Source organism: Desulfomarina sp., assembly GCF_054039375.1.
The window spans coordinates 49,409-62,439 of sequence record NZ_JBPLBA010000140.1 but is presented as its reverse complement, the minus strand read 5'-3'; the positions used below and the strand labels follow the sequence as shown (position 1 = coordinate 62,439).

The 13,031-nt window shown below is 49.4% G+C and carries 12 protein-coding genes and 1 tRNA gene; 11 read left to right on the top strand and 2 right to left on the bottom strand.

Features of this window, described 5'->3' with window-relative positions; genetic code table 11:
• Positions 1-782: tyrosine-type recombinase/integrase (locus ACXLDX_RS08675; protein ID WP_457576776.1), on the bottom strand; the 782-nt coding region annotated here is incomplete at its 3' end.
• 140 nt (positions 783-922) lie between these two features.
• Positions 923-1,009, bottom strand: a tRNA-Leu gene (locus ACXLDX_RS08670).
• Between the two features lie 88 nt (positions 1,010-1,097).
• Here ACXLDX_RS08670 and ACXLDX_RS08665 point away from each other — a divergent pair.
• The 11 genes from ACXLDX_RS08665 to aprA all read left to right on the top strand — a co-directional run bounded on the left by ACXLDX_RS08665 (position 1,098) and on the right by aprA (position 12,805).
• Positions 1,098-2,069 carry a bifunctional riboflavin kinase/FAD synthetase gene (locus tag ACXLDX_RS08665; protein ID WP_457576775.1) on the top strand — a complete coding sequence of 324 codons (972 nt, stop codon included), beginning with the start codon at positions 1,098-1,100 and terminating at the stop codon, positions 2,067-2,069.
• Between the two features lie 291 nt (positions 2,070-2,360).
• On the top strand, positions 2,361-2,990 hold the full coding sequence (locus ACXLDX_RS08660; protein WP_457576774.1) for a tetratricopeptide repeat protein: 630 nt from the start codon (positions 2,361-2,363) through the stop codon (positions 2,988-2,990).
• 174 nt (positions 2,991-3,164) lie between these two features.
• The gene (locus ACXLDX_RS08655) at positions 3,165-4,307 is read left to right on the top strand and encodes a DVU0298 family protein (RefSeq protein WP_457576773.1); all 1,143 of its coding nucleotides are present in this window, start codon (positions 3,165-3,167) and stop codon (positions 4,305-4,307) included.
• The gene (locus ACXLDX_RS08650) at positions 4,297-4,899 is read left to right on the top strand and encodes a tetratricopeptide repeat protein (protein WP_457576772.1); all 603 of its coding nucleotides are present in this window, start codon (positions 4,297-4,299) and stop codon (positions 4,897-4,899) included. The genes ACXLDX_RS08655 and ACXLDX_RS08650 overlap by 11 nt, the downstream gene beginning before the upstream one ends.
• Before the next feature lie 21 nt (positions 4,900-4,920).
• On the top strand, positions 4,921-5,580 hold the full coding sequence (locus ACXLDX_RS08645) for a riboflavin synthase (RefSeq protein ID WP_457576771.1): 660 nt from the start codon (positions 4,921-4,923) through the stop codon (positions 5,578-5,580).
• 101 nt (positions 5,581-5,681) lie between these two features.
• Positions 5,682-6,893, top strand: a complete 1,212-nt coding sequence (locus tag ACXLDX_RS08640) for a bifunctional 3,4-dihydroxy-2-butanone-4-phosphate synthase/GTP cyclohydrolase II (protein ID WP_457576770.1) — start codon at positions 5,682-5,684, stop codon at positions 6,891-6,893.
• A 31-nt stretch (positions 6,894-6,924) separates the two neighbouring features.
• Positions 6,925-7,392, top strand: coding sequence for a 6,7-dimethyl-8-ribityllumazine synthase (gene ribH / locus ACXLDX_RS08635; protein WP_457576769.1), 468 nt, complete (start codon positions 6,925-6,927; stop codon positions 7,390-7,392).
• A gap of 42 nt (positions 7,393-7,434) precedes the next feature.
• Entirely contained in the window at positions 7,435-7,851 is a 417-nt protein-coding gene (nusB, locus tag ACXLDX_RS08630; RefSeq protein WP_457576768.1) for a transcription antitermination factor NusB, read from the top strand.
• Positions 7,852-7,878: 27 nt separating this feature from the next.
• Positions 7,879-10,017, top strand: a complete 2,139-nt coding sequence (locus ACXLDX_RS08625) for an FtsK/SpoIIIE family DNA translocase (RefSeq protein WP_457576767.1) — start codon at positions 7,879-7,881, stop codon at positions 10,015-10,017.
• Between the two features lie 296 nt (positions 10,018-10,313).
• Positions 10,314-10,730, top strand: coding sequence for an adenylyl-sulfate reductase subunit beta (gene aprB, locus ACXLDX_RS08620; RefSeq protein ID WP_228855945.1), 417 nt, complete (start codon positions 10,314-10,316; stop codon positions 10,728-10,730).
• A 56-nt stretch (positions 10,731-10,786) separates the two neighbouring features.
• Positions 10,787-12,805: an adenylyl-sulfate reductase subunit alpha gene (gene aprA, locus ACXLDX_RS08615; RefSeq protein WP_457576766.1), complete on the top strand. Its 2,019-nt coding sequence runs from the start codon at positions 10,787-10,789 to the stop codon at positions 12,803-12,805.
• Positions 12,806-13,031 lie beyond the last annotated feature (226 nt).

The window sequence follows — 13,031 nt, the reverse complement described above, 5'->3', positions numbered from 1 at the left end:
AAAACCAGATTTTCATCCTTCCCCTTACTGATCTTTTTCAGGCTTGAAAGTTCCTCGGTGAGTTCTTTTGTCAGGGGCACCCACCTGGTGTCTTTATTTTTTGTGTCCGGCAGAAAAATCACTCTTTTCTTCAAGTTGACTTGATTCCATCGCAAACCTGCCGCTTCAGATGACCGCATTCCGGTATGTAAAAGAGTGAGTATATAATAGTAGAATCGATAATTCCGGGCTTTGCGGCTGGATTCCAGTAATTTTACAGCTTCTTCATCTGTTAAGAACCGGGTTCTGCCTCTGGGGGGCGCTGGACGTTCAATATCAGCAACGGGATTTTCAACTGGAATGCCCCATTCTTTTTTGGCTTTGGTGAACAAGTGGGATAATAATGCAAGCTCATGGCGAACTGGATATGCCGACACTTCTTGTAGTCTGGCATCCCTGTATTTTGCTGCAGTCGCTGCTGTTATTGACCCCAATGGTGTTTCTGCTCCAATTTGCTCCAATAGCCGCCGCGCTGCACTCTTCTCCAGCATATGAGTGTTAATTGCTTTTTTTTGAGAAATGGTGTTAATGTATTTTTCCAAAGCTTGGCCAAAGGACGTATTCATGGCCCTTCGCGGATTTTGATACCGCTGATCTTTCATATCCTGCTCAACACCGGTTGCCCAGGCGATAGCTTCTCCTTTGGTATCAAAAGTCCTGGCAACGGTTTCAAACCCTTTTCGACGTACTGTCGCCAGATAGCTTATTCCGCGCTTGTTTTTTCGTTTTTCAATTCGAGCCATTTTTTTGCTCCATTTTTGCTCCATTTTGTAATCAAAATATAGCATAAAACAGCAAAAGATAGCAAGGGAGGAGGAAAGAGATGAAGACACAAAAAAAGGCTTTATCCCGCTGTTACCGGGATAAAGCCTTAAAAATTGAGTGGTGCCGAAGGGGAGACTCGAACTCCCACGAGGATACCCCCACTAGACCCTGAACCTAGCGCGTCTACCAATTCCGCCACTTCGGCAAGTGCGGTAGAATATGAACCCTGAGCGGTTATTTGTCAAGACTTTCTTGACCCGTTTAAAAAAAAATCCTGAATCCTGAAATGGTTTATGAAAATTTATAGAAATATTGATGATATCAGCAGTCCCCTGGCGGGAACCTGCGTAACTATTGGTAATTTTGACGGTGTCCACCTTGGCCACCAGCAGCTTTTCGCGGAGGTTGTTGAAAGTGCGGGGAAGAAGAACGGTACAAGTGTGGCAATAACTTTTGATCCTCACCCACTCCAGGTTCTCCTTCCGGAAGGAATAAAACTGATTTCAACCATCGAACAGAAAATCGAACTGGTGGAGATGGCCGGTATTGATGTTTTGCTGGTTATCCCCTTTACCCTGGAATTCGCCAAAACCACTGCGGAATATTTTGTTGAACATTACCTGGTGGAAAGGCTTGGGTTGCAGGAGCTTGTCGTCGGTTACGATTATGCCTTTGGCAAGGGGAGAAGCGGCAATATCGAGTTTCTTCGGAAACAGGGAAAAAAATACGACTTTCCGGTTAAGGTCATCAATCCCTTTTATGAAAATGGCGAACTTGTCAGTTCCACGAAGATACGACGGCTTGTGATGAATGGGAGGATGGCTGATGCCTGTACTCTCCTGGGAAGGTATTACCAGATTCGCGGCACGGTTCGTGTGGGCCGGCAGCGTGGTGGCAGGGAGATCGGTTTCCCCACGGCTAATCTGAAGTTTGACCGTGAGGACCTTGTGCCGAAACACGGTGTCTATGTGACCCAGGTCATCTGCGAGGGTGATTGCTACGGTGGAATTCTCAATATCGGTCGTAATCCGACTTTCGGGGAAGATCAGTTGGTGGCAGAGACTCATATTTTTAATTTTAATAAAGATATTTACGGCAAGCCTATAAAGGTAAACCTGATAAAATTTCTGAGAAGTGAGCGCAAATTTCCAGGGGTGAAGGAACTGGCCGCCCAGATAGAAAAGGACGTCAGGCAGGCAAAACAGATCCTGCACGAGGAGAAGGACAAATTGCTGTCAACCTGTGGAGAAAGGTTTAACCGGTAGTCGTGCAGGATTTAGGTTGCAAGTAAAGGGAAGGTGTCTATATTGTAGGCGGTCGAAGAAGTGACAGGTTGAAGAGTACACAGAACTGTATCCCGCCTGTTAGCACTGTCTATCCGGAAACGGTCTTTTGTCCGATTTCTGTGTCGCTGGAAAAAATAAATGGCTCATGTATGTCTGATATGATGCGTTTTTATTATTCCATGTCTCCTGAATTCGAACGGAATTTTTCGATTCCGCAAAGGACAGTGAATATCAGCGGGTTGTGTTTATAGAGAATATTCGAGGGAAATTATGTCTGAACAGCTGCAGGAAGATTTATCCAGGGTTATAGAGGAACTGGAAAAAAAGTGTAAGGAACACCCCAACTCAGTAATGGCCTTTCATCACCTGGGTTTGGTGTATATGAAGGCGGGCAGGATCGACGAGGCCATAGAAGCTCTTGAAAAAGCCATTGAAATTGATGAGTTGAGTTGCGAGAGCATGATCAATCTCGGCGCCATTTATTTTGGCAGGGGTAATCTTGAAAAGGCAAAGAAACTCAATGAGGATGCAATAAAAGTGCAGCCGGAAAATGCCCAGGCCCATACCAATCTCGGGTTGATTCACCAGCAGAACAATGAGCTTGACAAGGCCATAGCCTCATATGAAAAAGCCTTGCAGTGCGATCCGAAACTGGCGAATATCTGGATGAACCTCACGTCGGTTCTGACCATGAAAGGGGAAGATGACCGTGCTGAAAAAGCAGCCCGAAAAGGGCTGGAGCTGGATCCGGATTCCCCGCTCGGTCACAATAATCTGGCCGTTGCCCTCTATTTCAACGGGAAATTTTCAGAAGCGAAAGAACACCTGGACAAGGCAAGGGAACTCGGTTACTCGGTTGATCCCAAGTTCGCCGCCAGCCTGCAGGAAAAGCTCGGCTGATAACTCTGTAATTATTAACAGGTGCTCCATTCCTTTGCCGGATTGATGGTGGCCTGCAGAGAAAGGAAGAGTCTGCGGGGAACTGGCGCGCCTGTGAAGAGGCTATAAAATCATACCTGAAGTGCAGGATTCAGTGCAGGATTCAGGTCATAATTCTTATCAGTAGTGAGCAAGATGGCAAAAGATGGTTCAACAACAGATCCCTGGTGCCCGTTTTGCGGGCAGAAGGTCGGCAGGGCAACGGACAGCCCCGAAAGGCAGATGTATGAATTCCCCATGGGGGAGTGTCAGTGCGGTGCGGTATACGCCTGTGAGGCAACGGGTCATAACGTGGGAGCCGCAATGGTGGAAGCGCTCATGTACGCCTGTGACGGGAACAGTGATTTCGCCTGGGAGCTTCTTCCCGAAGACGATTACCTGACCGGACGGATAGAAAACTATGACGAGCGGACCCACCAGGTCGTAGCCAAGAAAAATATCGACGGAAGAGCCGTTCGTGGTGTGCTTTATTTTGTTCGTCTGCATACTGATGTTTCCGAAATTGCAAAAAAAATACAGAATAAAAACAGGGAACTCACTGACGAAACACTCAAGGCCCTGCTCAAAGAGGACAGGGTGGAGGTGGAACCGCTGCCGGAGAAAAGCACGGTCAGAAAAAGAATCACCAAAAAAGAGATCAAGGAGCTGGTCAGCCGGGGGGATGTGGATGGCCTTACCGGCCTCTGTTACGGCGACAAAAAGGGGCTCCGTCTTCTGCAGAGGCTGCTCTATGATCCGGTGGAGGAAAACCGCTGGTATGTGGCCTGGATAACGGGGCGGGTCTGTGCCAGGTTGTCAAGTCGTGAACCGGGGCAGGTGTCGGAGCTTCTCCACCGTCTGTTTGAGGCCTGTTCCGATTCGGCGGCAACGCCCTGGGGAATGGTGGAGACCATCGGGTATATTGTTTCCATGCGGCCTGATATCTTCGGCGCCTTCGCCAGGCATCTTCTCAACTATATTCACGATTCCTCCACCCGGACCCAGGTACTCTGGGCACTGGCGGAAGTCTCAAAAAACCGCCCCGACCTGATCAGAAATCTTCCCTTCTACAGTCTTTTTGATTTACTGCACCATTCCGATGCCGGTGTGCGTGGCAACTGTGTGCGGCTCATGGGGAATATCAGGGCGAAGGAAGTGAGGGGAAAACTTGTTGAGTTGCAGAAAGATGACAAAGAATTTACATATTGTAAGGACGGAGAACCGGTATCCATGACAGTTGGCGAAGCCGCCGCGGATGCTGTTCGTGCCGTCGATGGAGGGATGTCTGATGAGCGGTAAATTACAAAATATTGAGTCGATTGCACCTGTTGATGGGGATCAGGCGGAAAAGAAGGTTACTGATTCCGTGCAGGCTGAATATGAAGAGGGGAAGCGTTTTCTTGAAAACAATAATCCAGGTCAGGCCGCGGTGGCTCTGCATAACGCCCTGGTCGGTTTTGAAAAAAGAGATGATGAACCGGGAGTGGCCAATGCCAGCAATCAACTTGGGCTTGTCTGTCTGGCAAAAAAAGAGTATGACCTTGCTCTGGAACATTTTCAGAGGACGTTCGCAATCTGTGACCGGTCCAATGACAGGATGAGTTTGATTGCTGTTTCAAAAAATATCATCAGTGCTTATCGTGGTCTTGAGCAGTATGATAAAGCTGTATCCCAGGCCCTTGATGTTCTTGACTGGTACCAGGATAATCGTGATCCACAGGGAGCGGTTGCAACCCTTGAACTGCTGGCTGAGATTTATATTGACTCGGGAAATAACAGGGGTGCTGCCGATGCCTACAGGACGGCCGCTTCCATTCATAAAAATTTCAAGCATAATAATATAGCCGCAGGCCTTGTAGAAAAGGCTGAACGTCTGGAGCGGCAGGGTTGATATGTCGGGGAGTGATCTCTCATGTTTACCGGGATAATAGAGGGTGTCGGCAGACTGATCGCAAAAAAATCGGTTGGCGGTGGTCTCGTTTTTACCATTGAAGCGGGGTTTGATCTCAAAGATCCCGTGGAGGGAGAATCCATTGCGGTCAGCGGCACATGTCTGACCGCCTATAATATAAAGGGGCGCAGTTTTCAGGCCGATGTCTCTCCGGAAACTCTCAGGCGCACCAGGCTTGGTTCACTCAACCAGGGGGACAACGTCAACCTGGAACGTGCACTGAAGCTGTCGGATCGACTTGGCGGTCATATGGTGGCCGGTCATGTAGACTGTATGGCCAGGGTGAAAACCATTGAGAAGGCCGGGGAATATACAGTTTTTACCTTTTCTCTCACTCCTGACCTTGACAGGTACGTGATTGAAAAAGGCTCCATCACCATTGACGGTGTCAGTCTGACAGTAAACAGCTGCAGACCTGGCATTTTTGCTGTTTCCATCATTCCTCATACTCTTTCGATCACAACCCTGGGGGAATTGAAGGTGGGTGACAGGGTAAATATAGAGGTCGATCTTATTGGCAAATATGTGGAGAAACTGCTTTTCTCTTCAAAAGATCTAGATGTTGAAATTAAAGGCGAAGGTATCGGGCCCGGCTTTCTTGCAAAGCATGGATTCCTATAGCTTCTCAATATATATGCATGTAACATGTTGAATTAAAACGTTTATCAATTTTTCATTTTCTGAAGTGCAGGATTTGGGTGGAATTTTAGGGTGAGAATATTATGGCTGTCAGTCCAATTGAAGAAGTAATTGAAGATATCAGGAACGGCAAGATGATCATTCTTGTCGATGATGAGGATCGTGAAAATGAGGGTGATCTTTATATGGCGACCGAGGCCGTGGATGCCGAAGCCATCAATTTCATGGCAACTTACGGCAGGGGCCTGATCTGTCTGACCCTGAGTGGAGAACTCGTGGACAAGCTGCAGCTTCCCATGATGGTCAATGACAATAAATCTCCTTACGGTACCGGTTTTACGGTCAGTATAGAGGCACGGACAGGTGTTTCCACCGGGATTTCCGCGGCCGACAGGGCGCGCACAATCCAGGCGGCGGTAGCGCCCGATGCCGGGCCCGGAGATCTTATCAGCCCCGGCCATATTTTTCCTCTCAGGGCAAGGGACGGCGGAGTGCTGGTCAGGACAGGGCAGACGGAAGGCTCCGTTGACATCTCCAGGCTGGCGGGCTTGACTCCCGCCGGTGTCATTTGTGAAATTATGAATGATGACGGGACAATGGCCCGTATGCCTGACCTGGAGAAATTCGCGGAAAAACACGATCTCAAGATTGCGACCATTGCCGATCTTGTCGAATACAGGTTACGTGAAGATGTTCTGATCCAGCGGGAAGCCGAGGCAAGAATCCCCACGGATCACGCGGGGGAATTCAGGGCGGTTATCTATACAAATTCCGTTGATAATCACGAACATATTGCCCTGGTTAAAGGTGATATCAGCAAGGTGGAACGGGTGCTTGTCCGGGTGCATTCCGAGTGTCTTACCGGAGATGTGTTTGGCTCTTCCCGGTGCGATTGCGGCCTGCAGCTTAAAGCGGCGATGAAAATGATCGACCAGGAGGGGGCCGGTATTGTTCTCTATATGCGCCAGGAGGGAAGGGGAATCGGCCTGGTGAACAAGCTCAAGGCCTATTGTCTTCAGGATACTGAAGGGATGGATACGGTTGAGGCCAATCATAAACTCGGCTTTAAAAGTGATTTGCGGGATTACGGTATCGGAGCTCAGATCCTGCGGGATCTCGGGGTGAAAAAAATGGCAATACTCACCAATAACCCCAAAAAGATTGTCGGTCTGGAAGGATATGGTATCGAGGTTGTTGAACGTATTCCGCTGGAAATGCCTGCCGGAGAAGAAAACAAGGGATATCTCCTCTGCAAGCGGGATCGGATGGGGCATCTTATAGCTGTTGAAGATTGAGAGGCAGCTTGAATTATTGCAAGGTGAAAATATGGCGAATATTATTGAAGGCAGCCTGAAGGCGGATGGAAAAAAATTTGCGGTAGTTGTTGCACGGTTTAACTCCTTTATCAGCGAAAAGCTGCTTGAAGGTGCACTTGACAGTCTTATTCGGTCGGGGGCCCTGGAAAGCGATATCGATATCGTGCGGGTGCCCGGAGCATTTGAAATCCCGTTGATTGCCAAACGTCTTGCCGGTTCGCAGAAATATAATGCTGTCATCGTTCTGGGGGTCGTTATCAGGGGAGCCACTCCCCATTTTGACGTTGTGGTCAACGAGGTTTCCAAGGGCGCGGCCCAGGTGGGGCTTGAAACCGGGGTTCCGGTTCTTTTCGGGGTACTGACGACGGAGACAATCGAGCAGGCAATCGAGAGGAGCGGCACCAAGGCCGGTAACAAGGGCGCTGAAGTTGCGGTTGCCGCCATAGAGATGGCCAACCTGGTTGAAAGACTGCATTGATTTGATACGGCAGGGGGCTTGTTTCTCTGCCATGGTGTGATAATGGGAACACGTAGGAAATCAAGAGAGGCGGCACTGCAGTTTCTCTATCAGAATGATTTTGTTGCGGTGGCGGACGTGGGTGACGAGGCCGCTCTGCAGGACAGTTATGGTCTTTTCTGCTCTCTGTACCAGGTGAACAGAAAGGCACGGCCCTATGGGTATGACCTGATCAAAGGGGTTTTGACTGAACTGGAATCGATTGACTCGATCATTGAAAAAAAAGCCACCCACTGGCGACTGCCCAGGATTGCGCCAACCGACAGAAACCTGTTGCGCATCGCGGTGTATGAAATGCTTCACGTGGATGATGTGCCGCCCCAGGTGGCCATAAATGAAGCGGTGGAGATAGCAAAACGATTTGGAGGTGACGAGTCTCCCAGGTTCATCAATGGAGTTCTGGATGCTGTCTGTGAGTAGTTACTTATTGGAAACGGGGTAACACGCATGGCTGCCAAAACTGATCAGAAACGGCCGGGGCTGAAGCAGGAGGCACTGGCTGTTTTTGGTATCTTTGTTTCACTCTTTATTTTTCTCAGTCTCTTTTCCGTAAGTTTTGAACTGGGCCCTTCCTGGTGCGGGAAAATCGGCCTGCTTCTGGCTTCTCTCCTGCAGGATTTTACCGGCCTGGGAGCCTATATGCTTCCCAGCCTGACCCTGCTGCTCTCTCTTCTTTTTTTCAGACCGAGGATGTCCTTTGACAGGTTGCCCCAGGTCACCGCCGGCCTTTCCATGGCCCTTATCTCTTTCTGCGGGCTGCTTTCCAGCCTGGCTATCAGGGACCCGAAACTCCTCGATACTGGAGGGTTTCTCGGGAGAACAGGGTTTGTTCTCCTGCGCTCTGTTATCGGCAATGGCGGCACGGTCATGGTTTTCAGCCTGTTTTTTCTGATTGCGCTGATGCTCACCACCCAGTTTTCTCCCTATGAAAGCGTCAGACTGGTCTGGAAAGCCATTAAAAAATTCTTTTCTTTTGTTAAACGGGATCCCCTGAAAAAAGAAGCCGCAAAGAAGAAGCGAAGTGTGAAACGCGGGAAGATTCAGGAAAAGAGGAAAAAGAAGCCGGCCGGGGAGCAGGAACCGGCCGTGGGGCAGCAGACTGTCCCGGAATTGAAAGAGTCCGCCTCGGCTGTCAAGAGGAGTCGGGAGGATGAGGAGTTCGCGGCCAGGCCGGTGGCCAGGGGGGACTGGAAACTGCCGCCGCTGTCACTGCTCAGTAAAAATAAACAGGTCCACACCAAGGTTGAAAAGGAAGCGTATTACAAGCTCTCCAAACAGCTTGAGCAGAAATTAAAAAATTTTGGTGTTTCGGGTAAGGTTGTCGGTATTTCCCCCGGACCTGTGGTCACCACCTATGAATATGCTCCGGCTCCCGGTATAAAAATAAATAAAATTGTCGGTCTGGCGGATGACCTGGCCCTGGGTTTGAAAGTCAGGTCGGTGAGGGTTGTGGGTTCTGTTCCCGGAAAAGCCGCTCTTGGTGTGGAAATCCCGAATGAAAACAGGGAAATCGTCTATATCCGTGACCTGATCGGTTCGGAAGATTACCGCGAAAATCAGCACAAGCTTTCCATCGCCCTCGGCCTTGATGTGGTGGGTAATCTTTCCATGGCCAACCTGGCGAAAATGCCGCACCTTCTGATCGCGGGCGCAACGGGTGCCGGCAAGAGTGTCGGGATAAACACCATTATTGCCTCAATTCTCTACAATGCCACCCCGGAAGAAGTTCGTTTCCTGATGATTGATCCCAAGAGGATCGAGCTTTCCGGCTATGAGGGGATCCCCCACCTGCTCCATCCGGTTGTGGTTGATCCCAAACTGGCCTCCCGTGCCCTGAACTGGGCGGTGAGGGAAATGGAGCGACGCTACAGGTTGCTGGAGGAGAGCAAGGTCAAATCCTTTGATTCCTACAATGAACATAACGAGGAAAAACTGCCGTATATCGTAATTATAGTTGACGAACTTGCGGATCTTATGATGGTGGCTTCAAAGGATGTGGAGGCCGCCATTGCCCGGCTAGCCCAGATGGCAAGGGCGGCGGGGATGCATATGATCCTGGCAACCCAGCGTCCCTCGGTCGATGTGCTGACCGGACTGATCAAGGCTAATTTCCCCACCAGAATTTCATTCAAGGTGTCTTCCAAAATTGATTCCAGAACGATTCTCGATACATCGGGAGCCGAGCATCTTCTTGGTGCGGGGGATATGCTCTATCTTGCTCCGGGTACTTCGAGAATCAAGCGGATTCACGGGGCGTTTATTTCCGAACGTGAGACAACCGATATTGTTGATTTCTGGAAAAGCCAGGGCAGCAGCACCTATGACGATGAGGTGATCGAGGAAATTGAACGGGATGAAAATGGTAAAGACGGTGCCGGAAGCGATGATTATGATGAACGCTACGATGAGGCTGTCGCCATTGTCACCGAGGCGGGCCAGGCGTCCATTTCCATGGTGCAGCGACGCCTCAGGGTCGGCTATAACAGGGCCGCCAGAATGATAGAGCAGATGGAAAAAGACGGGGTGATCGGCCCCGCTGATGGAGCAAAACCACGGCAGGTTATAGTGCGGAATAGTTACGATTAAAGCGCGGAGAGTGGTTTATGAATTTCCTTGACAATTACCAGGCAACCTAATATAAAAAACTCTTATGAAAATGAGTAGTCATTCATTGTTGTGCAGGTTTCACGATTTGTACCTCAATAAATGATTGTTAGCAATACTCGGCTGCATCCTTTTTTGTGTTAGTAAAAGTATTTTATGCTTTTGTTAAATAAAATTGTATGGAGCTGAGGGTTTTTATGGTATCAATTGTACATAGTTTAAGTTGGCCCTGTCGGTTCAGGGTCACAACAGTTAATACAAACTGAGGAGGTAGTTTAATGCCAAGTTATGTAGATCCTTCCAAATGTGATGGCTGCAAGGGTGGAGATAAAACCGCATGCATGTACATCTGTCCGAACGATCTGATGGTTTTGAACGTTGAGGAAATGCTGGCGTATAATCAGGAGCCTGATGCGTGCTGGGAATGTTACTCTTGCGTTAAAATCTGTCCGCAGGGCGCTATTTTCGTACGTGGTTATGATGACTTCGTACCGATGGGCGGCCAGGTTCATCCGATGAGGTCTTCCGATTCCATCATGTGGACCGTTAAATTCCGTAATGGAACTATGAAACGCTTCAAGTTCCCGATTCGCACCACCGCTGAAGGTGCTGCCAATGCTTATGTGGGTGAAAAAGGCGCTAACCTGGACGACGAATGTCTGCTCCTCGAAAGCGATCTTCCTACCCCCAAATAAGTAAAGTTAGAAGGTTTTAACTGATAAAAATCTTATTATTCCAAGGAGATTTAAATATGGCGTTACCTAATAAACCAAAAGGTGAGCTCAAAGCCGATGTGAACCCGGAAATCGTCGAGCACGATGTGGATGTTCTTATCGTTGGTGGTGGTATGGCTGCTTGTGGAACCGCTTTTGAAATCAAGAAGTGGGCTCCGGAAGATCTGAAAATCATGCTGGTTGACAAAGCTTCTCTTGAGCGTTCAGGTGCTGTTGCTCAGGGTCTTTCCGCTATCAATACCTATATCGGAGAGAACGCAATTGAAGATTATGTCAAGATGGTTCGTAACGACCTGATGGGCGTTGTCCGTGAAGACCTTATTTATGACTGTGGTCGTCACGTTGATGAGTCTGTCAAGCTGTTCGAGGAATGGGGTCTGCCCGTATGGAAGAAAGACGCGGACGGCGAAAACCTCGACGGTGCCAAGCCTGCTCCGACCCTGCGTGAAGGTGGAACTCCGGTACGTACCGGTAAATGGCAGATCATGATCAACGGTGAGTCCTACAAGTGCATCGTTGCAGAGCCCGCACAGACCGCTCTTGGTGCTGACAATGTACTCGAGCGTGTATTTATCGTGAAACTGCTCCTCGACAAGAACAAGCCGAACCAGATCGCCGGTGCGGCTGGCTTCTCCACCCGTGAAAACAAGGTACACATCTTCCGCTGCAAAACAGCCATGGTTGCCTGCGGTGGTGCGGTAAATATCTTCCGTCCCCGTTCAACGGGTGAAGGTAAAGGACGTGCCTGGTATCCGGTATGGAACGCAGGTTCCACCTACACCATGTGTGCTCAGGTCGGTGCTACCCTGACCATGATGGAAAATCGTTTCACCCCGTCCCGCTTCAAGGATGGTTACGGACCGGTTGGCGCGTGGTTCCTCCTGTTCAAAGCCAAAGTTTCCAACGGCCTTGGAGAGTTCTATGCGATGGGCGATGCGGCCAAGGAAGAGCTTTCCAAATATATGCCTTACGGCGCTTCCGCAGTTACTCCCACCTGTCTGCGTAACCATCTGATGATCAACGAGCTGAAAGAAGGCCGTGGTCCTATCTACATGGCTACCGACGTTGCTCTGAACGCATTCCTTGACGAGCGCCGTGAAGCAGGAATGGACGAGAAGAAACTGAAGAAGTTCTGGAAACATCTCGAGTCTGAAGCCTGGGAAGATTTCCTCGACATGTCTGTAGGTCAGGCTGGTCTCTGGGCCGGTATGAACATTGAGCCTGAGAAGGTAGGTTCTGAGATTATGCCGACTGAGCCCTATATGCTCGGATCCCATTCAGGTTGCTGCGGTATCTGGACCTCCGGTCCCGAAGAAGACTGGGTACCCGATGTACAGAACGATTCCCGTGTACACAAGTACAAGTGGGGATACAACCGTATGACTACTGTTGACGGTCTGTTCACCGCCGGTGACGGTGTTGGTGCTTCCGGTCATAAGTTCTCTTCCGGTTCCCATGCTGAAGGCCGTATCTGTGCCAAGCAGATGGTCAAGTTCTGTCGTGATAATGCTGATTTCACACCTGAACTCAAGCAGACTCCGCAGGAAATCGCAGATGAGATTTATGCACCTGTCAAGCGGTACTACGAATTCGTCGGTGCTTCCACCGCCGAAGATGTAAACCCGAACTACTGCAAGCCTGCTGGTCTCATGATGCGTCTGATGAAGGCAACGGACGAGTACGGTGGTGGTGTTGCTACTTACTACATGACCTCCGGAAAACTGCTCAACATCTGCCTCGATCTTCTCCAGCTTCTCCGTGAAGATGCTGAGAAAATGGCCGCCGGTGACCTGCATGAGCTCCTGCGCTGCTGGGAGAACTACCATCGTATCTGGTGTGTTGAAACCCATATCCGTCACATCGAGTTCCGTAAGGAATCCCGTTATCCGGGCTTCTATTACAGGTCTGATTACCCGACCTGTGATGACGAGAACTGGAAGTGTTTCGTAAACTCCACCTTCAATCCTGAGACCCAGGAATGGAAATGTGAGAAGGTAGAGTGTATCAACATCGTCGAAACCGACCCCTGGCTCTAATAATATGGTCAGCAAGGTTTACTGTTGATATGATGTAGGAAAAATCTCCAGGGGTCTTTTATGACTTCTGGAGATTTTTTTGTAACAGGGATTTTGATTTATGTTGGCCAGGGAATTTCTGCCCTGGCCAACATAAATCAAATTTCTTTTGAATTTCATCTGTTTGAGATTAAAAACCCGCCTCTGGTATTTGGCAGGGGGATTATTGACTCGCAATAGTCTGAAA